At 60.0% G+C, this 19,455-nt stretch carries 21 protein-coding genes; 7 read left to right on the top strand and 14 right to left on the bottom strand.

Annotated features, from left to right (window positions below; translation table 11 throughout):
• Nucleotides 1-2 precede the first annotated feature (2 nt).
• From GGI48_RS20005 to GGI48_RS20020, 4 genes are read right to left on the bottom strand one after another with little or no spacing between them, the layout of a single operon-like run.
• Complete coding sequence (locus tag GGI48_RS20005; RefSeq protein ID WP_179599710.1) at nt 3-1,004, bottom strand: ABC transporter ATP-binding protein; 1,002 nt, start codon at nt 1,002-1,004, stop codon at nt 3-5.
• On the bottom strand, nt 1,001-1,987 hold the full coding sequence (locus GGI48_RS20010) for an ABC transporter ATP-binding protein (protein WP_179599712.1): 987 nt from the start codon (nt 1,985-1,987) through the stop codon (nt 1,001-1,003). Before GGI48_RS20010 ends, GGI48_RS20005 begins: the two co-directional genes overlap by 4 nt.
• Nucleotides 1,984-2,835 carry an ABC transporter permease gene (locus tag GGI48_RS20015; protein ID WP_179599714.1) on the bottom strand — a complete coding sequence of 284 codons (852 nt, stop codon included), beginning with the start codon at nt 2,833-2,835 and terminating at the stop codon, nt 1,984-1,986. The genes GGI48_RS20010 and GGI48_RS20015 overlap by 4 nt, the downstream gene beginning before the upstream one ends.
• Nucleotides 2,832-3,779: an ABC transporter permease gene (locus tag GGI48_RS20020; protein ID WP_047306155.1), complete on the bottom strand. Its 948-nt coding sequence runs from the start codon at nt 3,777-3,779 to the stop codon at nt 2,832-2,834. Before GGI48_RS20020 ends, GGI48_RS20015 begins: the two co-directional genes overlap by 4 nt.
• A 326-nt stretch (nt 3,780-4,105) precedes the next feature.
• Between GGI48_RS20020 and GGI48_RS20025 the strand changes: the two genes are divergently transcribed.
• Both GGI48_RS20025 and GGI48_RS20030 read left to right on the top strand, forming a co-directional pair.
• Nucleotides 4,106-4,867, top strand: a complete 762-nt coding sequence (locus GGI48_RS20025; RefSeq protein ID WP_047306154.1) for a LuxR family transcriptional regulator — start codon at nt 4,106-4,108, stop codon at nt 4,865-4,867.
• An 89-nt stretch (nt 4,868-4,956) separates the two neighbouring features.
• Nucleotides 4,957-5,859 carry a proline iminopeptidase-family hydrolase gene (locus tag GGI48_RS20030; RefSeq protein ID WP_047306153.1) on the top strand — a complete coding sequence of 301 codons (903 nt, stop codon included), beginning with the start codon at nt 4,957-4,959 and terminating at the stop codon, nt 5,857-5,859.
• A gap of 62 nt (nt 5,860-5,921) precedes the next feature.
• On the opposite strand, the gene GGI48_RS20035 is transcribed toward GGI48_RS20030, so the two are convergent.
• The 3 genes from GGI48_RS20035 to GGI48_RS20045 all read right to left on the bottom strand — a co-directional run bounded on the left by GGI48_RS20035 (nt 5,922) and on the right by GGI48_RS20045 (nt 8,271).
• Nucleotides 5,922-7,220 (bottom strand): NAD(P)/FAD-dependent oxidoreductase, encoded by a 1,299-nt coding sequence (locus GGI48_RS20035; RefSeq protein ID WP_016968157.1) that lies wholly within the window; start codon nt 7,218-7,220, stop codon nt 5,922-5,924.
• 60 nt (nt 7,221-7,280) lie between these two features.
• Nucleotides 7,281-7,454: a DUF3094 family protein gene (locus tag GGI48_RS20040; protein ID WP_016968158.1), complete on the bottom strand. Its 174-nt coding sequence runs from the start codon at nt 7,452-7,454 to the stop codon at nt 7,281-7,283.
• 187 nt (nt 7,455-7,641) lie between these two features.
• Nucleotides 7,642-8,271: a DUF1780 domain-containing protein gene (locus tag GGI48_RS20045; RefSeq protein WP_016968159.1), complete on the bottom strand. Its 630-nt coding sequence runs from the start codon at nt 8,269-8,271 to the stop codon at nt 7,642-7,644.
• Nucleotides 8,272-8,416: 145 nt separating this feature from the next.
• Here GGI48_RS20045 and GGI48_RS20050 point away from each other — a divergent pair, with 145 nt between their 5' ends.
• The 3 genes from GGI48_RS20050 to GGI48_RS20060 all read left to right on the top strand — a co-directional run bounded on the left by GGI48_RS20050 (nt 8,417) and on the right by GGI48_RS20060 (nt 9,849).
• Nucleotides 8,417-8,884: an FAD/FMN-containing dehydrogenase gene (locus GGI48_RS20050; protein ID WP_179599716.1), complete on the top strand. Its 468-nt coding sequence runs from the start codon at nt 8,417-8,419 to the stop codon at nt 8,882-8,884.
• Complete coding sequence (locus GGI48_RS20055; RefSeq protein ID WP_179599718.1) at nt 8,881-9,570, top strand: energy-coupling factor ABC transporter permease; 690 nt, start codon at nt 8,881-8,883, stop codon at nt 9,568-9,570. The genes GGI48_RS20050 and GGI48_RS20055 overlap by 4 nt, the downstream gene beginning before the upstream one ends.
• Before the next feature lie 63 nt (nt 9,571-9,633).
• The gene (locus GGI48_RS20060; RefSeq protein ID WP_016968161.1) at nt 9,634-9,849 is read left to right on the top strand and encodes a hypothetical protein; all 216 of its coding nucleotides are present in this window, start codon (nt 9,634-9,636) and stop codon (nt 9,847-9,849) included.
• Between the two features lie 16 nt (nt 9,850-9,865).
• Here the strand turns inward: GGI48_RS20060 and yacG are convergent, their stop codons facing one another.
• Genes yacG through GGI48_RS20080 form a run of 4 tightly spaced genes read right to left on the bottom strand, consistent with a single transcriptional unit; the run spans nt 9,866 to nt 12,778 of the window.
• Nucleotides 9,866-10,069, bottom strand: coding sequence for a DNA gyrase inhibitor YacG (yacG, locus tag GGI48_RS20065; protein WP_016968162.1), 204 nt, complete (start codon nt 10,067-10,069; stop codon nt 9,866-9,868).
• Nucleotides 10,066-10,689: a dephospho-CoA kinase gene (gene coaE / locus GGI48_RS20070; RefSeq protein WP_179599720.1), complete on the bottom strand. Its 624-nt coding sequence runs from the start codon at nt 10,687-10,689 to the stop codon at nt 10,066-10,068. Before coaE ends, yacG begins: the two co-directional genes overlap by 4 nt.
• Nucleotides 10,686-11,558, bottom strand: coding sequence for a prepilin peptidase (locus GGI48_RS20075; RefSeq protein ID WP_047306150.1), 873 nt, complete (start codon nt 11,556-11,558; stop codon nt 10,686-10,688). Before GGI48_RS20075 ends, coaE begins: the two co-directional genes overlap by 4 nt.
• A gap of 2 nt (nt 11,559-11,560) precedes the next feature.
• Complete coding sequence (locus GGI48_RS20080; RefSeq protein ID WP_179599722.1) at nt 11,561-12,778, bottom strand: type II secretion system F family protein; 1,218 nt, start codon at nt 12,776-12,778, stop codon at nt 11,561-11,563.
• 322 nt (nt 12,779-13,100) lie between these two features.
• Between GGI48_RS20080 and GGI48_RS20085 the strand changes: the two genes are divergently transcribed.
• A complete protein-coding gene (locus GGI48_RS20085) occupies nt 13,101-13,517 on the top strand; it encodes a pilin (protein ID WP_179599724.1) in 417 nt (138 codons plus the stop codon).
• A gap of 241 nt (nt 13,518-13,758) precedes the next feature.
• Nucleotides 13,759-14,115, top strand: a complete 357-nt coding sequence (locus tag GGI48_RS20090) for a BON domain-containing protein (RefSeq protein ID WP_016968166.1) — start codon at nt 13,759-13,761, stop codon at nt 14,113-14,115.
• A 188-nt stretch (nt 14,116-14,303) separates the two neighbouring features.
• On the opposite strand, the gene GGI48_RS20095 is transcribed toward GGI48_RS20090, so the two are convergent.
• The 3 genes from GGI48_RS20095 to GGI48_RS20105 form a co-directional block, all read right to left on the bottom strand.
• On the bottom strand, nt 14,304-17,222 hold the full coding sequence (locus GGI48_RS20095) for a DUF748 domain-containing protein (protein WP_047306147.1): 2,919 nt from the start codon (nt 17,220-17,222) through the stop codon (nt 14,304-14,306).
• Between the two features lie 105 nt (nt 17,223-17,327).
• Nucleotides 17,328-18,344, bottom strand: a complete 1,017-nt coding sequence (locus GGI48_RS20100; protein ID WP_103741797.1) for a class I SAM-dependent rRNA methyltransferase — start codon at nt 18,342-18,344, stop codon at nt 17,328-17,330.
• Between the two features lie 216 nt (nt 18,345-18,560).
• A complete protein-coding gene (locus GGI48_RS20105; protein ID WP_016968168.1) occupies nt 18,561-19,427 on the bottom strand; it encodes an oxygenase MpaB family protein in 867 nt (288 codons plus the stop codon).
• Nucleotides 19,428-19,455: the final 28 nt, after the last annotated feature.

A 19,455-nucleotide genomic window follows, 5' to 3' on the forward strand; every position in this document is an offset into this window, starting at 1 on the left:
GATCAAACTCCCTGTTGATATGTGGTTTTTAGTTTTTTGAACTGCGTTTCTTCTAGTACGCAGCTGTAGCGCCGGTTCTTCAGAAACCGGGTAGGGGGTGGAGTATTGGCGCAAACGGACTGCGCATACTTGCAGCGCGAGTGGAAGGCGCAGCCCGCGGGTAGCAGCATCGGGCTGGGTGGTTCGCCTGGTAATGGGTCTGGTGGCAAGGCCTGGCTTGGGTCCAGTTGTGGAATGCAGTTGATCAAGGCCGCCGTGTATGGATGGCAAGGGTTGTTGAATATGGCTTCTACCGGACCCTCTTCGACGATCTGTCCCATGTACATAATGGCTACTCGATCGCAGATTCGACGAACGACGGACAGGTCGTGACTGATAAACAGAAGTGTCAGATTTATCTGCTGACGCAACTCCAGTAGTAGGTTGATGATCTGTCCTTGGATGGAGACGTCCAAAGCCGAGAGGCATTCATCGGCGACAATCAATCTAGGTTCGACCGCGAGGGCTCGTGCAATCCCTACCCGCTGGCATTGGCCTCCACTGAGAGAGCCAGGTTTGCGAGAGGCTATCTCCACGGGTAGTCCTACCAGCCTGAGCAACTCGTCCACCCTCTCAGCGATGTGCTGCGAAGGCCATTTACGGAGTACTCGTAGGGCTTCTCTTAGCGTTTCGCCAACACTCATTCTTGGATTGAGCGCGGTGTATGGATCTTGGAAAATCATTGCGGTTTCGTGTCGCAGACGTTGAATATCGCGCTTATTGGCAGCAGTGATATCTGTGCCGTCGAAAAGTATTTTCCCTCCGCAGGTCTCGTTTAAACACAGAATTGCTCTGCCGAGACTACTTTTGCCACTCCCGGATTCGCCCACCAACCCCATGATCTCTCCCTGGGCCAGATCCAGAGAGACACCATTGACCGCTTTCAGCCATCGGCTACGCATGCCTAACCAACTCGTGCTGGAGGCAAAATGTACGTGGAGATCTCTGACTTGCAGCAGACTCATTGCAAAACTCCTAGCTTCACTGGGAAGTGGCAGGCGACGAGTTGTTCTGCATTGGCTCGCTGTGGTTCTGGCTGTTGATTGACGCACAGCGTTACAGAGTGTTGGCAACGAGGCGCGAATCGGCACCCTTGAGGAAGGGCGTCGAATGAAGGCGGCTGTCCGGCTATTGTTTTCAAGCTGCCAAATCCTTTGCCGTGTGCTGGCTGGCAGCTAATCAATCCGGCTGTATAAGGGTGCTGTGGAGACCTTAGAAGCTCATGTTTACTGCCCCGTTCACACAGTCTGCCTGCGTACATCACGGCTATCGAATCACAGGTTTGGGCCACAACTCCCAAGTCGTGGCTGATCAGGATCAGTGACAAGCCTCGTTCATCTCGCAAGTTCAGAAGCAGCCGCAGAATTTGTGCTTGGACAGTCACATCCAGTGCGGTAGTCGGTTCGTCGGCAATCAGTACTTTTGGATTGCAACCCAGGGCTACAGCGATCATTGCCCGTTGTCGCATGCCGCCTGAGAACTCATGGGGGTAGTGTTCTGCTCTAACTCGTGGGTCGGGGATACCGACCTGCCTCAGCAGGTCGATGGCCAGTGCGCGTGCCTCTCGTCTGGTTACTTCATAGTGCAGTTGAATACCTTCACTGATTTGTTCGCCGATGCGCATCAGTGGGTCGAGGTGACTAGTGGGGTTTTGGAACACCATGCCTAGCTGCCGGCCTCGCACTGCGCGTATCTCATCCTCGTTCAGTTGCAATAAGTTGGTATCGCCAAGTTTTACGGCTCGCCCCTGAACATGCAGGTTACGCGCTGGTAACAGGCGCATGAGGGCTCGACAGGCAAGGGTCTTGCCGCTACCGCTTTCGCCCACAAGGCCAAGTATTTCTCCTTCCGCGAGAGTGAATGAGAGGCGGTCCACCAAAGTGGTCTCACTCTCGGCTGAGCGTGCGATGACGCTAAGTTCGTCGACTTGCAAGAGAGGGGGCTTCACGAGCGCTCTCCTAGCATGTCGGCGATGCCGTCTGCGATAAGACTGAAGCCCATTGCCAAGGAAATGATCGCCAGCCCTGGAAAGGTACAGATCCACCAGGCTGAAGTAATAAAACTCTGGCCTTCGGCAATCATTGTTCCCCACTCAGCAGTAGGGGGTTGAACACCGAGGCCGAGATAACTGACGGCTGCGCCGTTGAGTAGGATCAGTACTGCGTCGGACATGAAAAACACAATGGAACTGAAAAGCGCATTGGGTAGCAGGTGTCGGAACAGGATTCTCATGTGGCTGAACCCCAGACTTTGCGCTGCCAGGACGAAGTCGCTTTTCTTGAGAACCAGAATTTGTGAGCGTGTCAGACGGGCGTAAGAAACCCATCCCACAAGTGCAATAGCAATGTAGAAACTGCCAAGTCCGGGACCTATCAGCATCATGATCGCCAGCATCAGCACAAGAAAGGGAAAGGCCAGGATGATATCGGTCGTGCGCATGCACAGGGTGTCGAAGTATCCGCCTATGTAGCCAGACAAAGCTCCTAACGAGGTGCCAATCAGAAACGGCAGGATGACTCCTAACAGTGATAACTGAAGATCTACCCGAGCTCCCCAGATGACTCGGGAGAGGATGTCGCGTCCGAAGTTATCAGTGCCGAACAGATGTACGAGGCTCGGGGCGTGCAAACGTGACTCGATATTGTGCTCAAGCGGGTCGAACGGTGCGGCCCACGGCGCAAGTATTGCCAGCAACAGCCAGACGCAAAGAATTCCCAATCCCAGGAGCAGATTCAGTTGGCCGCGATTGATCCTCAAGTGTTGCCTCTGATTGGCAATCGTAGTGATGCTGCTCATTGGAGTTTGACTCGTGGGTCGATGGCGACTGTCAGGATGTCGGCAAGGAAGTTCACCGCTACGGTTGAGCAGGCCAGCACCATCGTTACTCCCTGGACCACCATGTAATCGCGGGTGAATATTCCACGCACCAGCAGCTGGCCCACGCCTGGAATTGCGAACAGGCTTTCAATCACGACAGTACCGCTGATCAGCCAGCCTATGTTCACTGCTAACAGGTTCACGGTGGGGATCAGCGCGTTGGGCAAGACATGGCGACGAAAGATGACTCCCTCATCAAGACCTCGCGCTCGGGCTGCGGCGATATGCTCGGCTTGCATTTCATCAATCAGGCTTGCGCGCAGATTTCGAATCAGCAATGACGACAAGGCCAGAGCAACAGTCAAACAAGGGAGTACCAAGTGGTGCAGTTTTTCTAGCCAGGTTTGACCGTAACCGGATACCGGAAAAAGGCCCCATTGCACGCTGAACAATAGAATCAGCATGATTCCCAACCAGAATGCCGGCATGCCCAGACCCGCAGTGGTCAGCAGCCGGATTAATCGATCAGGCCAGCCGCCTTGATTGCGTGCTGCCCAAGTGGCCAGAGGCAGCGTAATCAATAACGCCAGCATTACGCTGCCCAAGACGAGTGCCAGCGTAGGCTCAATACGGGTGTTTATGAGTTTCAGCGTATCGACTTTGTACAGCAAGGATTGGCCGAGTTCGCCGTTGAAAAGATTCTTCAGAAAATAGAGGTACTGTTGCCATAGAGGTTGATCCAGACCGTACTGGGTTCTGATTTTTAGTAAGGCATCCGGGGTACTGCGGTTGCCCAGCAGAATTCGGGCAGGATCACCTGGAATCGAACGTACCATCACAAAAGTCATCAGGCTGATACCGAAGAGCACTGGTAGCAATTGCAAAGGGCGGGTCAGTACAAAGCGATATCGTCCGAGGCTCATGATTCAGCCCCGATAGTGTTGTGGATAGACGCTTGGTGTCTGGAAGAGCGTGGGCTGTTTTGTAGGCAGGGGGACTTTGTGGCCGGAGCTGGGAGGGGAGTCAACACGTTGAAGGCATAGGCCGCCTGATCTCGTCGCAGGGCCGTCGCCATTTCCTGCTGCATCACTAACATCCTGTCAGTTGCTACTTGATGAACAAACTTAATGAGGGCGCAGCGTCGCCGTAAGCTAGTAAATCTTATAGGTTCACTCTGGCTGTCCCTCGCCGAGGCGTGGCATTCTACTGATTGGTTGTCAAGAATGAAAACCATAAGGGAGCTGAAGGGATGCAGATCAAGCTGTCTGAATACAACGACTGTCTTTTATCTGGAAGGAATCTGGAGGCGCAGCTGGATGAAGCTATGCTGCTGGCTTCCAACCTGGGCTTCGATGCGTTGGTGTACGACTACAGCCCGGTACCATTTGATCATGAGGGTTTGCTGATTACGCCGGAGGTGCTTCTGCGTAAGACGCCTACAGAATGGCAAGAGCTCTGGTGTAGTGAAGGTTACTACCAGATTGATCCAGTTCAGCAAGTGGCACTCAATTCTATCTCGCCGTTCCTCTGGTCCTACCAGCCAGAGGCAGAGACGGTGCTGAAACAAGTAATCGGCTTACGTCATGCTCCGGTGGTGAGCTATCTGCAAAATGCTCAGATGGCTCATGGCGTTTCAGTCCCCATCCATCTCCCGAAAGGCGGTTTTGCTAGCCTGGCGGGATTACGTTCCGGTGGGACTCAGAGCGCACTCAAGGATATGCGTCATGTTCTCGGGGAGTTCAGTCTGATTGCCTATGCGCTGCAAGAGGCTGCCTATCCAGTACTTAGCAAGAAAGAGGGAAATCATTCATCGGCACCTTTGACTAAGCGTGAGCGTGAGTGCATGAAGTGGGCTGCAGAGGGTTTTACGGCTTTAGAAATCGCCGCACGATTGCACCGCTCTGTGGCGACCGTGACCCTCCATCTGAACTCTGCCATGCATAAATTGGGCGCCAGGAATCGGGTCCAGGCCGTCGCCCGTGCAGTTCATTACCGATTATTGGATAGCTGAGGTGATGTAAAACCTATTCTTTCTTCTAGTTACAGCCACTCCGTCTCGTCGATATTGTGTGCCATGTGTAATACAGGGAGTGGCACACAATGGACTCGAACAAGATAACACTCGAAAGCTATGCCTCCTTTGGTTCTTATAAAACCTGGTACCGCGTTACGGGCGATTTGCGCAACGGCAATACGCCATTGGTGATTCTGCATGGTGGTCCAGGTTGCACCTATGACTATGTAGACACCTTCAAGGATGTGGCAGCCAGTGGCCGTGCGGTCATTCACTATGATCAGATCGGCAATGGTTTTTCCACTCACCTGACAGACAAGCCATCTTCATTCTGGACGGTGGAGTTGTTTCTTGAAGAGCTCGACAACCTTCTGGATCACCTCGGTATCAGCGATAACTATGCGCTGTTGGGGCAATCCTGGGGTGGGATGCTGGCCAGTGAGCATGCGGTATTGCGCCCCGCAGGTTTGCGGGCGCTGATTATCGCCAACGCTCCTGCCGATATGCGTACGTGGGTCGCAGAGGCCAATCGCTTGCGTGAGGCCTTGCCTGAAGAGGTACAGCAAACTCTGCTACGGCATGAGCGGGCGGGGACAACGGACTCCGTAGAATATGCTGCAGCTTCGCGAGTCTTTTATGATCGTCATGTCTGTCGTATCAAGCCCTGGCCTGACGATGTTGCTCGGACCTTCGCCAAGGTTGACGCCAATCCCACGGTCTATCGCGCAATGAATGGCCCTAATGAGTTTCATATTATTGCCAGTCTCAAGGACTGGAGCATTGTTGAGCGTCTGCCGAGCGTAAATGTGCCAACGCTGCTGATCTCCGGGCGCTACGACGAAGCCACGCCCACAGTGGTCAAACCCTATCTGGAGAACATTCCTGACATTCGCTGGGCCTTGTTCGAGAACTCCAGCCACATGCCTCACGTCGAAGAGCGGGTCGCCTGCATGGGCACCGTGGTGAGCTTTCTCGACGAATGCCTGTAGTCGGCCCGCCTGCTCGGTTGCCCCGCTACATTGCGTAGCGGGGCGCATGGACACTCAGGGACTCAGTGCAGCTTCAAGCGTGGGTCGGTGCCCCGTCCGATCCGGCTGCCGAGCATCAGCATCGCCGTGCGGAAGACGCCGTACAGCGCCATCTGGTGCATGCGGTACAGCGAGATGTAGAACATCCGCGCCAGCCAGCCTTCGAGCATCACGCTGCCGGTGAGGTTACCCATTAGGTTGCCCACCGCCGAGAAGCGTGACAGCGAGATCAGCGAGCCGTAATCGGTGTACTTGTAGGTCGGCAGGGCCTTGCCTTCGATGCGCAGTTTCAGTGATTTGGCCAGCAACGACGCTTGCTGGTGCGCGGCCTGGGCCCTGGGCGGCACGTTGCGGTCGCTGCCAGGTTGCGGGCAGGCGGCGCAGTCACCGAAGGCGAAGATGTTTTCGTCGCGGGTGGTCTGCAGGGTGGGCAGGACCTGGAGCTGATTGATGCGGTTGGTTTCCAGGCCGTCGATGTCCTTGAGAAAGCCTGGCGCGCGAATGCCGGCCGCCCACACCTTGAGGCTGGCGGGAATGGTCTGGCCGTCGGCGGTGATCAGGCTCTCGGCGGTCACTTCGCTGACCGCGGCATTGGTCAGAACCTTGACCCCGAGTTTCTCCAGGGTCTTGTGCACCGGGCCGCTGATGCGCTCGGGCAGGGCCGGCAGCACCCGTGGTCCGGCTTCGATCAGGGTGATGTGCATGTTTTCCGGCTGGATACGATCCAGGCCATAGGCCGCCAGCTCATGGGCCGCGTTATGCAGTTCGGCGGCCAGTTCCACGCCGGTGGCTCCGGCGCCGACGATGGCCACGCTGATCTGTTCCACGGCATCGGTCTGCCCGGCATGGGCGCGCAGGTAGTGGTTGAGCAACTGCTGGTGGAAGCGTTCGGCCTGCTTGCGGGTGTCGAGGAACAGGCAGTGCTGGGCCGCGCCCTGGGTGCCGAAGTCGTTGGTGGTGCTGCCCACGGCAATCACCAGGGTGTCGTAGCCCAGTTCCCGGGCCGGCAGCAGTTCCACGCCGGCTTCGTCATAGGTCGCCGCCAGCTGGATTCTCTTGCGTTGACGATCGAGCCCGCTCATGCGCCCCAGCTGGAACTCGAAGTGGTTCCATTTGGCTTGAGCGACGTAGTTGAGTTCGTCTTCGGAGGAGTTCAGCGAGCCGGCGGCCACTTCGTGCAGCAGGGGTTTCCAGATATGGGTCAGGTTGGCGTCCACCAGCATCACACTGGCGGTGCCGCGCTTGCCCAGGGTCTTACCCAGGCGGGTCGCCAACTCCAGGCCGCCGGCGCCGCCGCCAACGATGACAATACGATGAGTCATGGGGATATCTCGCAAGGCTAAAAGAAATCGGTGCAGTCAACCGAGCGAGCGCGAAGCGGCTCATAGCGTCAGGTAACTGATAAAACGGCTCAACAGGCCGAGGGCGACAGTCACCGCAACCACCACCACAAGGAGCATCCACGGCCGGAAGGGCCGGCGCTCGACTTGGTGCTGGGGCAGTTGCAGATATTCTTCGACATGGCGTTGGTCGTCGGGGTTCAGGCGGCTGCTCATATAGGGCCTCGTCAGGTAGACGTCGCAACACAAGGGAATGTTACAGCGCGATGCAATCGGGCATGAGTCGAGCATAGCCGCTGCCGTGCAGGGATCGCTGACGAGGTCCCGGCGTTGGCAAGCAGGAGGCTTTTTTACCATTGCTGGGGGGCGTGCGCCATGCCCACGCATGGCGGATTGACGGCCGTTACAAACTGATGCCGACGTCGAAGAGGATGCTGCGGCCCAGATTGCTGCGCAGGAACTCCGGTGCATCGGGATGGGCGAACAGCACCCGGGCAAAGGTCGGCCCCACCAGGGACAGTGAACGCCAACCCTGGCGCAGGTATTCGGTGGGCGGCGGGAAGTGGCTGTTCAGATCCAGCACCTCACGTTTCAGGGCGGCGAAGGCGATGATATCCAGCTCACCGAGGTTCATCCCGCGTTCCTGGTAGTTGTGGGCCTTCTTGCGCAGGGTCGGTCCCAGGCGCAGCAACAGTTCGTTGGCCGGGATGCGTTTGGGCTTGGCTTCGCGCCGCACCAGTTGGCTCAGGGAAAACGCACTGCGCCGTCGCTGCAGTTCGTCGCGCCACTCGTCGTTGAGACGGCGGCCCTCATCGAGGACGAAGAACACCTCGAAGCTGGCATCGCGAAACAACACATCGGGCGGCTCTTGTCCGGCAGCGGTGAATTCGTCATTGCGATAGGGAATGTTCAGGCCTTGCAGCAGGCGCTGGCAGACCCAACGCTCACGCTCCCATTTGCGGGCATTGGACAAAAATGCGTTGGCTTGTTCGGCCTGGATGGTAAGCAGGCGCAAAAAATCTGAGTCATCCATGAGCTCAAGCTTAGCGCCCAAATATGACCTTTAGCAGCAGGCTCTCGGAAAAACCTTGGCCTGGGTCCGCAGACGCGCTTGCTGGAGCCCGGCCGAGGGCGGTGTAGACTGTTTGCCGTCCTCCCCCTCGATTTAGGAGCGTGCAGTGAAATCCTGGTCAATTCTGTTGCTGAGCCTGTTGCCTCTGTGGGCCCAGGCCCTGGAAATCGGTGAGCGTGTGGCTCCCTGGACCTTGCTGGATCAATACGATCAAGCCTACAGCCTCGATTCACAGGCGCGGATCCTGCTGGTGGCTCGCAGCATGGATGCGGCCAAGGTGGTGAACGGCGCGCTCAAGGACAAGCCCAAGGATTATCTGCAGGCGCGTCATGGGGTCTTTGTCGCGGATATCCAGCGCATGCCGGCGCTGATCGCCAAGATGTTCGCGGTGCCTGCCATGCGTGATTATCCCTACCGGGTGATGCTCGATCGGGAAGGGCGTGTGGCCTCGCGTTACCCCGCCGCCGAAGACAAGGTCCTGTGGCTGCAATTGCAGGATGGCCAACTGGTGTCCCGGCAAGAGTTCGCCACGGTCGAGCAATTGCAGGCGGCGCTGGAGAACGTCCAGCCATGATCAGCTCGGCGTTGCTGTCGCCGGAAAGCTTGAGCATCGGCTGGCTCCTGTATGTCCCGGTGCTGGCCTGGGCGGTGCTGCGGGCGCCGTGGGTCGAGCTGTTCACCGACAGCCGCCGCCAGCATCTGCTGTTCGGTACGGTGTTTGCCCTGTTTCTGCTGTGGCTGGTGCGTCGAGACTTTGACACCGGCGTGTCCTATCACTTCATCGGCATGACCGCGGTGACCCTGCTGCTGGATTGGCCGCTGGCGATCGTGGGGGGCTTGATCGCGCAACTGGGGCTGCTGGCCTTGGGCCGGCAGGATCTGGCGGCGTTGGGGGTCAATGGGGTCTTGCTGATCCTGCTGCCGGTGGCGGTTACCGAAGCCTGTGCCTGGCTGGTGGAGCGCGCCCAGCCGCGCAATCCCTTCGTCTATATCTTCTGTTCGGGCTTCTTCGCCGCGGCCTTGTCGGCGCTGCTGTGCCTGCTCTGCGCACTGGGCCTGTTGTGGTTCGACGAGCGTTTCGCCATGCCCGAGTGGCTGGAGGATTTCGTCGGTTACCTGTGGCTGATCATCTTTCCCGAGGCGTTCATCAACGGCATAGTGATCAGTGCCCTGGTGGTGTTTTGCCCGGAATGGCTGGAAACCTTCAATCGCACCCGCTACCTCTCGGCGCCCTGGAAAGACGAGGATCCGCGCTCTTGATCCATATCAACGCCACGCCTGGGGCCCCGCTGCATGCTCGGCAAAAATCCCAGGAGTGCGGTCATGAGTGTCTATCAGTGGGCCCGGCAGGAAGTGCGCGACAGTCTGCACAGCGCCCAGCAGGAAGGGTTTGAACCGGGCTTGAGCCTGCGGGCGCTGCTCAGCGCGGTGGTGCAGCAGAGCAAGAGCGTGCGCAGCATCGAGGATCTGGCGGACGAGTTGCAGTTCCTCGCGGAGAACCTCGACGACGATCAGGACTACAGTTTCATGCGGCCCTGACCGGCGGTTTGAGCGCTCAGTGCGCGCGGGGCGGCAGTTCTTCCGAGAACAGCTCGTCCTCGGCATCCGGGCTCACCGGGATCTTGTGTTCCTCGGCGGCCCAGGCCCCCAGATCAATCAGTTTGCAACGGTCGGAACAGAACGGCCGATGGGTGTTGGCTGGGGTCCATTCCACGGGGGCGCCACAGGTTGGGCATTCGACGGTCAGGGGTTGGCTCATGACTGGCCTCCACGCAAAGTTAGGTAAAAGTGATGCAGGCGCTCGACTTCGCTGCGCAACCAGGCCTGATCGCGGTCGTTGACCAGCACATCGTCGGCGTGACGCAGACGCTCCTCCCGGCTGGCCTGGGCCTGGAGAATCGCCCGGACCTGCTGTTCGCTGATCTGGTCGCGCTGCAAGGTGCGTTCGATCTGCAATGGTTGCGGCACATCGATCACCAGAATCCGTTGGGTCATCCGTGACTGGCCTGACTCGATCAGCAGTGGCGACACCAGAATCGCGTAGGGCGATTCGGCGCGGGCCAGATGCTTGACGATCTCCTCGGCGATCAGCGGATGCAGCAACGCTTCCAGCCAGCGTCGCTGTTCGGGGACTTCGAAGATCAACTTGCGCAGCGCCGCGCGATCCAGCTGGCCATCGGCCTGTAGCACGCCCTGGCCAAAGTGCCGGGCAATCTGTTCCAGGGCCGGGCGTCCGGGCTCCACCACCCAGCGCGCGGCGTGATCGGCATCGATCACGTGCACGCCCAGGTCGATGAAATGCTGGGCGGCGGCGCTTTTGCCGCTGCCGATGCCGCCGGTCAGGCCGAGTGTCCAGGGTGTGTTGGGGGAGCGAGTCATTGGAAGCCGACAGCCTGCAGATAGAAGTCGGTCATTTGACCACCCCAGAGCAAGGCAATCCAGCCGGCAATGGCCAGAAAGGGGCCAAAGGGGATCGGCGTCGAGGTTTTGGCCCGGTTCAGGCGCAGCATGAGGGTGCCGAGGATGGCGCCCACCAATGAGGAGAGAAGCAGGGTCAGCGGCAGCACCTGCCAGCCGCCCCAGGCCCCCAGCATCGCCAGCAGCTTGAAGTCGCCGTGCCCCATGCCGTCCTTGCCGGTCAGCAGCTTGAACAGCCAGAACACCGACCACAGGCTCAGGTAGCCGAGCACTGCCCCCCACAGGGCATCGCCCAGGCTGACCAGCAACCCGAAGCTGTTGGCGATCAGTCCCAGCCACAGCAACGGCAACACCAGCACATCGGGCAGCAACTGGTGATCGGCATCGATCAGGCTCATGGCGATCAAACCCCAACTGAGGATCAGCAGCAGGCCCGCCTGCCAGCCGAAACCGAAGTGCCAGGCAATGAAGGCCGAGATCAACCCGCAGGCCAGCTCGGTCAGCGGGTAGCGCGGGCTGATGGCGGCCTTGCAATGGTGGCAACGACCGCGCAGAAACAGATAACTGAGCAGGGGAATGTTTTCCCAGGGGCGGATTGGCTGTGCGCAATGCGGGCACTGGGAATGGGGCAGCAGCAGGTTATAGGGCGCACCCGCGGGCTCCGGTGGCAGCCCCAGCACTTCGCGGGCCTGGGCTCGCCAGTCGCGCTCGAGCATCTTCGGCAGGCGCCACACCAGCACATTGAGAAAGCTGCCGACCAGCAGCCCCAGGATCAGGGCGAGCGACACGAAAGCCAGGGGGTAGAGGGTCAGGACTTCAGTCAAGGACATGTTCAGATCGCTGTACCGAGTTGAAAGACAGGCAGGTACATGGCCACCACCAGGGCGCCGACGATACTGCCCAGGAGCACCATGATCAACGGTTCCATCAGGCGGGTCAGGCTATCCACCAGGTGGTCCACCTCGCTTTCATAGTAGGTCGCGACCTTTTCCAGCAAGTGCTCCAGGGTTCCGGACTCTTCACCGATGGCGGTCATCTGCACCGCCATGCCAGGGAAGACGCCGCTGGCGCGCATGGCAAAGTGCAGTTGCATGCCGCTGGCCACCTGTTGGCGAATGCGCTCCACCGCGTGCTTGAAGACCTGATTGCCGCTGGTTCCGGCCACCGAGTCCAGAGCCTGTACCAGGGGCACCCCGGCAGCGAAGGTGGTGGCCAGGGTCCGGGCATAGCGCGCCACGGCGGATTTTTGCAGCAGGGGGCCAGCCAGGGGCATGCGCAGCAGCCCCACATCCACCTTGTCCCGCAGGCGTGCCGAGCGTCGATAGGCCTGGATCAGGCAGACCCCCACCAGCAGGCTGGCGGCGAGCAAGAGTCCACCGTGGCGCTGGAGCAGGTGCGAGAGGTTGATCACCCATTGAGTGAGCGGCGGCAGCTCGGCGTCGAACCCGGCGAACAGGCTCTGGAACTGGGGAACCACCTTGAGCAACAGGATGCTGCTGACGATGACAGCCACTGCGATCACCGCCAGCGGATAGACCATGGCGTGTTGTATCCGGGCCTTGAGGTTTTCGCTCTTTTCCTTGTGGGTGGCGACACGCTCGAGCAGCGTGTCCAGGGCCCCGGCCTGTTCTCCGGCATCCACCAGGTTGCAGTACAGCGCATCAAAGTGGCGTGGATGGTGGCGCAGCGCGGTCGCCAGGCTGGCCCCGCCCTCGATGTCGCGCTTGAGGCTGGCCAGCAGTTGGCGCATCAGCGGCTGTTCAAAGCTTTCGGCGATGATGTCGAAGGACTGCAGCAGCGGCACACCCGCCTGCATCAATGTGGCCAGTTGGCGAGTGAACAGGGCGATCTCCCTGGCGCGGATCCGTTGCCCCAGTCGGGACCAGGCCCTTGGCTTGCGGCGCACCCGGGTCGGGGTTATGCCCTGCTTGCGCAACCGGGCCCTGATCAGTGCCGGGTTGGCAGCGCTGAGTTCGCCACGCATCACCTGGCCCTGGCCGTCAATGCCGTGCCAGAGATAGACACTGGTCGTGGGCGCTTTTACCGCCATGCTGCGATCCTTGGGCAGGGGAGGAGTGTGGTCGCCAGCGCCATCGAACGGCTGATCGATGATCCGCGACCGCGGATGAGGCCTTGGCACAAACGCCGTTGGGGCGTTCGGGCCGGCCGCACCTGTTCAAGCCTAGCTGCCGGGCACCTGCCGGACAGGGTCATGAGGTGACGAAATTTGTCAGTTTGTGCGACTTCTTGCGCTCAAGGCCAAGGGCTATCACCTCTGCAGGCCACGGATTCCCAGGGGCCGGACCCTGGCACAGGGAATGCTCTAGGTTTTGCTGACGACCCACAGAGCATTGTTGCCAGGAGGCAAATCCATGAAACATCAATCCGCTTTTACCCTTATCGAATTACTGGTGGTGGTGGCCATCATCGGCGTACTCGCCATGGTGGCGATGCCGCTGTACGGCCAGTATCAGGCCCGGGCCAAGGTGATTGCCGCGTTGGCCGAGATCTCGGCGCTCAAGGTGAATGTCGAGGACCTGCTGAACCAGGGAACCGATCCGACCCTGGCCTTGATTGGCGGCTCGGTCCAGACCTCCAACTGCCAGATAAGCACCGGTGGCACGGCGGCCTCCGGTGAGGGGAGCATTGGTTGCACCATCCTCAATGCTCCGGGAGCGGTGCTGAACAAGACTCTATTGCTGACCCGCTCGGCGGCTTCCGGATGGACCTGCAGCACCACGGTGGAGGCCGATTATGCGCCCAAGGGCTGCAGGGCTGAGGACGCTTGAAGCCTGACCTGGCGTTTCGGTGCTGGCCATTTGGATCGCCCCGGGGAAAAACCGCAACTTGCATGCAGATTGTTGGGCGGTCGTGCATTTTGCATGCTGCTGATTTTTTGGTTTTTCTATAAGTCATTGTTTTATAAGTAATAATTTTGTTGTCTAGACTTGGCACAGCACCTGCAATATCCCTGATAACCCTGCTGCCAGGACACGGAGCAGGCTTTCTAAAAGAACAGGAGTTATTCGTATGAAGAAGTTTGCTATCGCTGCTGCAACTGCTACCGCTCTGACCCTGACCATGGCTAACGCAGCTTTTGCGCAGACTACTCAAGGCACCCAGTCGCCCATGGTTGTGGCGGCCGGTGAAGTGACCAAGGCCAAGGAGGCTACCTCCGATACCTGGATCACCACCAAAGTGAAAAGCGATCTGGTTACCGAGAAAGGCATTCCTGGCACCGACATCAAGGTCGAAACCAACAAGGGCGTAGTGTCGCTGTCGTCCACTGTGGCGATCACCGAATCGCAGAAAGCCACTGCCGTGGCTATCACCAAGAAAATCAAAGGCGTCAAGGCGGTTTCCGCTGACGGTCTGAAAGCCGAGTAAGGCTCCAACTTCTCGCCTGGACAGGGAGAGGAAGCGGTAGACGCGTCCAATGACACATCTGCCGCTTCTTTCATGGGTTCATGCGGAAGATCACAAGGATGTGATCATTACAGGCCCCGACACTGCGTGTCGGGGCCTGTTCTATTGTGGGGTCTTGTTGCGGAATCGATGGCGTCGCGGGGCGAAGCTTATTCGCTGTCCAGATGCAGCGGCGTAACTACCTTGCCGTCGCTCTCGGCCTGGCCCAGGTTGGCGTCGATGAAGTACACGCGGTCGTCGGCCAACTGGCCCTTGTCCACCAGGAAGTCCTTGATGCTGCTGGCCCGTTCCTGGCCCAGTTGGCGCAGCAACACGTCGCTGCCGCTCCAGAACTTGATCAGGCCTTCACGCAGCTTGGCGCTGCGTTCGTCGCGGCTGAGCTGCGCCCATTCTGCCGGAGGCTGCTGTTTCAGGCGGGTACGGTAGATGCCTTCCAGCAACGGTGCCTTCTCGCCTTCGGGAACCTGCAGCAGGGACGCCTGGGCCGGAACCTTGTCGCCGCGCCGCTGGAGGATCTTGTAGTAGTTGTACTGATATTCCCGCTCCAGACGCTGTTCGGCGATCAATGGCCCATCGCTGCTCTGGGCGCTGGTGCCTTCGATTTCCAGGCGCAGGGTCGGACGTTCCTTGAGGGCCTTGGCCAGGGTGGTCAGGGCCGATTCCGACTCCTTGCTCAGTTCGCTGGAACCGGGGGCGAAGGCGACATTGCTCAGGTCTTCCGAACCGCCGCCGGAGATCAGGCCGCCGATGAACTTGAAGGGTGCTTCGGCCGCGCGCAGCACCAGATTGCGCAAGGTCTGCCAGACGATCGGCATGACGCTGAACTGCGGGTTGTTCAAGTCGCCGGAGATCGGCAATTCGATGGAAATCTTGCCGTCGGTGTCTTTGAGCAACGCCACCGCCAGACGGATCGGCAGGTCCACGGCATCCGGGCTGTCGACCTTCTCGCCTAACTGCAATTGCTCGACCACCAGCTTGTTCTCGGCCTTGAGTTGGCCCTTGGTGATCATGTAGTGCAGGTCGAGGTTGAGCCGGCCCTTGCGAATGCGGAAACCCGCGAACTTGCCGGAGTAGGGCGTCAGGGTGGTCAACTCCACCCGTTTGAAGCTGGTGGCGATATCCAGGGCGGCCATTGGATCGAACGGGTTGACGCTGCCCTTGATGGTCACCGGCGCGTAACGGTCGACCTTGCCCTTGACGTCGACTTCCGCCGGCTTGGCCTGGCGGCTGTCGATGGTGCCGACGTGCCCGTTGAGTTGCTGGACTGCGGTGGCGAAGTTCGGGGTCAGGCTCAGGTCGGCGAAGTTGGCCGAACCATCATTGATGGCGATTTCACCAATGTGAATGCCCAGCGGCTTGCTGGAGCTGGGGGCGGATTTACCCGAAGGCTTTGCGCCACCGCCGGCCGGTTGGGGAATCAGCAGGTCGTCGATATTGGTGGTGCGGTCATCGTTGATGATGAAGCGCGCATAGGGCTGCATCAGGTTGACCCGGCTGATGCTCAGGCTGTCACCGTGCTGATAGTTCAGGCCTTCGACCACCACTTGCTTCCACTTGACGAAGTCGCGGGTCTTGAGGGTGTCCAGGGTGTGCAACTGATCCACTTCGGCGCGGCCGGTGATGCTGAAAGCCAGCGGCTCGACCTTCTTCAGGTCCACGGCCAGGTCGCTGCCGAGCATGCCGCTGCGCAGTTCCAGGCGAATGAAGGGGCTGATGTAGGACTGGGCGACCCGCAGGTCGATGTCCTTGGTCTGCACCTTGAGCTTGGCGGTGATGGGGTTGAGATTGACCTCGCCACTGGCGCTGACCTTGCCTTGCTTGCCCAGGCCGGTATCGAGCTTGAGGGTGAAAGGCGATTGGTTGAGGCTGTCGAAGTTCTTCAGGTCGAGGTTCAGCGGGCCCACATCCAGGGCCACGGCCGGCTTGGCCTTGCGGTCGGCCAGGTGCACCTGGTAATTGCGCAGCTCCACGTCCTTGAGCAGCACCTGCCAGGGCTTGCTGGGTGTGGCAGGCGCCTTGGGGGAATCGGCGGCGGCCGGTTGTGGCTTGGGGGCCGGCTTGGCGGGTTGGCTGGCAAACAGTTTCTGCCAGTCGAGCTGGCCATCGGCTTCAAGGGCGGCCCAGGTTTCCAGCTTCTGGCTGCGGATCTTGCCGACGATCACCTGCTGCTTGGCCAGATCCACGGTGGTTTCGCTGACGTCCAGACGCTCCAGTCGCGCCAACGGCCGGCCGTCCGGTGCCTTGATGGCGAAGGGCGCGACGCTGATGGAGGTGTTGTCCAGCAGCAGCTTGGTTTCCTTGGCCAGGCTGAATGTGTAGTGGGTGCTGAGGTTGACCACGCCGTCTTCCAGCACCAGTGGCAGTGCATCGCGTACGTAGGGCCACCAGGCTTTCATCTTGCCGTCGCTGACTTTCAAGGTGCCTTCGGAGGTCAGCGGGATGACGCTGAAGTTGCCGCTCCAGTCGATCTGTCCGCCTTCGGGGCCGGTGGCCACCAGGGTCATGTCGGCGCTGTCGTCCGGCAGGGTGCTGAGGTTCTTCAGTTCGAAATCGAGCTTGTTGTAGATGAACTCGATGGGCTCGCTGGGGCGCAGGTCCCGAAAGTGCAGGTAGCCGCCGGCCAGCTTGATGCGCTCGATGCGCAGCGGAAAGGGTTTGGCGTTGGGATCGCTCGGGGTCGGCTCGCTGGCGGGCAGTTTGAACAGCGCCAGGAGGTTGAGCTTGCCGTCCTTGTCGAAGAGGATTTCGGTCTTGGGCTGGTCCAGTTCGACATCCGCCAGATGCAGTGCGCGGGTCCACAGACTGTCCAGTTGCAGGTTGGCGTAGAGGCGTTCGAAGGCCACCTGCTCCTTGCCTGGCTCCCCGATGTTCAGGCCCCAGACGGTCAGCTCCAGGCTGAAGGGGTTGAGTTCGATGCGTTGGATATGGGCCGGGGTCGTGGCGTAATTGGCCAATTGCTGATTGGCCACCCGCAAGGCAATGCCCGGCAGAATCAGAAAGCCCAGCAGACTGTAAAGGGCGAGAGCGGTCAACAAGGCGCAAAGAGCGCGAATCAATCCTTTGGTCATGCGAGGCTTCATCTATCTGAATCGGAAGTGCCTTGGAGTATGGCACGCGTTTACGGTTCCGAAACCACTCCGGTCTTCAGGAATATTCAGATTTGCTGCGCTCGATCAAAGTTGCAGGATCAGGGTTTTCAACGGCGGCTGGCCGTCATGGGAAGGGAAGTCCGCGGCCGGTGTCAGGACCTGGCAATCGCGCACCGGGCGCCCGGCTTTTTCGGCACAGCGCAACACTTGCTCGCGCCATTGCGGCATTGGCACCTTGGCCAGGTTGTTACAGCAGATCAACACGCCGTCTTCGGCCGTGGCCAAAAGCGCCGGCTTCAGCAGGCTCTGGTAGTCGCGCAGCAGGTCGACGGTGCCGAACGCACTCTTGGCCCAGGCCGGCGGGTCCAGCAGCACCAGGTCGTATTGGCGCTGCTCAAGGCGTGGGTAGCTGGGCAGTTTCTGCCCGCGTCGCTGAGTGATGGGCAGGCCTGCCAACTGGCGGATCGCCGGGAAGTAGTCCGACTGCACGAACTGCATGCCGGGCAGGTGCGGGTTGAGCTGGCCGTTCTCCCGACCGACCGCCAGGTTGCCTTCGGCGAAGTCCAGGTTGCACACCTCCCGGGCACCACCGGCGGCGGCACTGAGGCCGACGCCGCAGGTATAGGCAAACAGATTGAGCACGCTCTTTCCGGCGCTGTGCTGCTTGACCCAACCGCGGGCGTTGCGCAGATCGAGAAACAGCAACGGGTCTTGCCCGGCGTGGCGACCACGGACCCGGTACTTGAGCCCCCACTCGTGTCCGATCAGGTCTTCCAGGGCTGGCTCTTCGGCGCGGTACACGCTGTCTTCGCGATCGATGCGCGAATTGCCTCGGGAGCGGTCGTTGTAGACCAGCAGGGTCGACAGGTTCAGCTGCTGATTGATGGTGTCGTGCAATTGCAGCAGGTCGTCGCGTTCCAGCGTCTGGTGAAAGCTTTGCACCAGCAGTTGCGGACCGTAGCGGTCGATGGCCAGGCCCGCCGCGCCCTCCTGGCTGCCATGGAACAGACGGTAGCAGTCGGTGCCTTGCTGATGCAGCTCGGCGAGCAGTTCCTGGCGGTGAGCGAGGGCGGCGCGCAGCGCCTGATTCAAGGAAGACATGCAGGGCGCCTTGGAGGAGAGGAGTAAGGCGCCGCAGTCTACCAGCGTCCCGCCTGCTGGAGGAGCCGGCTTGCCGGCAAAAGCGATATCACGGACACCTGCGCCTTAGGAGCCAGCGCGCTGGCAAGCCAACTCCTGCGCCAGTCTGCCGCGCACAAGCCCGGGGACCGGCCAATCGCAAACCGGCCCGTCGGGTTGTGTTTGAGAGTTGGCGTTTTACAGGCCCATGCGCCGTTTTGCCCGGTGCACCGAACTGTCGCGTACCGCCCAGCGCAGCATCGGCGTACTGCGTTTGACACTGGCGCGAATCAACTGGCGCTGCAGTGGCGTCTGATTGACCTTGAGCATGACGCTGGCCCAGTCCGGCAACAGATCGATACCCGCCTGCATCATCAGTGCGCCAAAGGGCTTGGCCAGTCGGCTGGGGGCGGGAGCGGCCTGGAGCAGACGCAGCACTTCGCGGCTGCGCTCGTCGCACAGCAGCTGTGGACGCATGGCTTGCAGGTAGTCGGCGACTGCCCGCCGCGAGCGCGGTACGTCCCGGGCCCCGAGGCGCTCGGCGATCAGGGCGATCTCGTCGTAATAGCGATCCTGGTCGGCCCCAGACAGGCGAGGGTTGAGGTAGCGCAGGTGAGCGGCGAGAAAACTGCTGACTTCCGCCACATGCACCCAGGTCAGCAGATCCGGATCGCTGGCGGCGTAAGGGCGGCCATCCGGAGCGGTGCCGACGATGTGCAAATGAATGCGGCGCACTTTGTCGATCAGCCACTCGGCGTCCTGACGGGAGCCGAAGGTAGTGCCGGAAATGAACTGCCCGGTGCGGCGCAAGCGACCAATCATGTCCTGGCGAAAATTGGAGTGGTCCCAGACACCGGCCAGGGCCAGGGGATGCAGGGCTTGCAACAGCAGGGCGCTGATGCCGCCGATCAGCATGCTGCTGAAGTCGGCGTGGACCTGCCAACTGACCGATTCCGGCCCGAACAGACCGGGGTCGCCCTTGGGGTTTTCCAGATCGAGTTGGCCCAGCGAGAGGCCGGACAGGCTCATGACCTGGCTTTCGATACGGCTGCGAATGAATTCCATGACAGCTCGGTGTGGAGAGTGAAAAAAG

This window comes from Pseudomonas protegens, from assembly GCF_013407925.2.
Lineage (GTDB): Bacteria > Pseudomonadota > Gammaproteobacteria > Pseudomonadales > Pseudomonadaceae > Aquipseudomonas > Aquipseudomonas fluorescens_AP.

Bases quoted from the DNA above. Each gene is read 5' to 3' on its own strand.
- GGI48_RS20025 (WP_047306154.1), top strand. From the start codon at position 4,106: ATGCAGATCAAGCTGTCTGAATACAACGACTGTCTTTTATCTGGAAGG.
- GGI48_RS20020 (WP_047306155.1), bottom strand. From the start codon at position 3,779: ATGAGCCTCGGACGATATCGCTTTGTACTGACCCGCCCTTTGCAATTG.
- GGI48_RS20005 (WP_179599710.1), bottom strand. From the start codon at position 1,004: ATGAGTCTGCTGCAAGTCAGAGATCTCCACGTACATTTTGCCTCCAGC.
- GGI48_RS20040 (WP_016968158.1), bottom strand. From the start codon at position 7,454: ATGAGCAGCCGCCTGAACCCCGACGACCAACGCCATGTCGAAGAATAT.
- GGI48_RS20075 (WP_047306150.1), bottom strand. From the start codon at position 11,558: ATGTCCTTGACTGAAGTCCTGACCCTCTACCCCCTGGCTTTCGTGTCG.
- GGI48_RS20035 (WP_016968157.1), bottom strand. From the start codon at position 7,220: ATGACTCATCGTATTGTCATCGTTGGCGGCGGCGCCGGCGGCCTGGAG.
- GGI48_RS20030 (WP_047306153.1), top strand. From the start codon at position 4,957: ATGGACTCGAACAAGATAACACTCGAAAGCTATGCCTCCTTTGGTTCT.
- GGI48_RS20095 (WP_047306147.1), bottom strand. From the start codon at position 17,222: ATGACCAAAGGATTGATTCGCGCTCTTTGCGCCTTGTTGACCGCTCTC.
- GGI48_RS20090 (WP_016968166.1), top strand. From the start codon at position 13,759: ATGAAGAAGTTTGCTATCGCTGCTGCAACTGCTACCGCTCTGACCCTG.
- GGI48_RS20015 (WP_179599714.1), bottom strand. From the start codon at position 2,835: ATGAGCAGCATCACTACGATTGCCAATCAGAGGCAACACTTGAGGATC.
- coaE (WP_179599720.1), bottom strand. From the start codon at position 10,689: ATGACTCGCTCCCCCAACACACCCTGGACACTCGGCCTGACCGGCGGC.
- GGI48_RS20085 (WP_179599724.1), top strand. From the start codon at position 13,101: ATGAAACATCAATCCGCTTTTACCCTTATCGAATTACTGGTGGTGGTG.
- GGI48_RS20080 (WP_179599722.1), bottom strand. From the start codon at position 12,778: ATGGCGGTAAAAGCGCCCACGACCAGTGTCTATCTCTGGCACGGCATT.
- GGI48_RS20045 (WP_016968159.1), bottom strand. From the start codon at position 8,271: ATGGATGACTCAGATTTTTTGCGCCTGCTTACCATCCAGGCCGAACAA.
- GGI48_RS20055 (WP_179599718.1), top strand. From the start codon at position 8,881: ATGATCAGCTCGGCGTTGCTGTCGCCGGAAAGCTTGAGCATCGGCTGG.
- GGI48_RS20105 (WP_016968168.1), bottom strand. From the start codon at position 19,427: ATGGAATTCATTCGCAGCCGTATCGAAAGCCAGGTCATGAGCCTGTCC.
- yacG (WP_016968162.1), bottom strand. From the start codon at position 10,069: ATGAGCCAACCCCTGACCGTCGAATGCCCAACCTGTGGCGCCCCCGTG.
- GGI48_RS20060 (WP_016968161.1), top strand. From the start codon at position 9,634: ATGAGTGTCTATCAGTGGGCCCGGCAGGAAGTGCGCGACAGTCTGCAC.
- GGI48_RS20100 (WP_103741797.1), bottom strand. From the start codon at position 18,344: ATGTCTTCCTTGAATCAGGCGCTGCGCGCCGCCCTCGCTCACCGCCAG.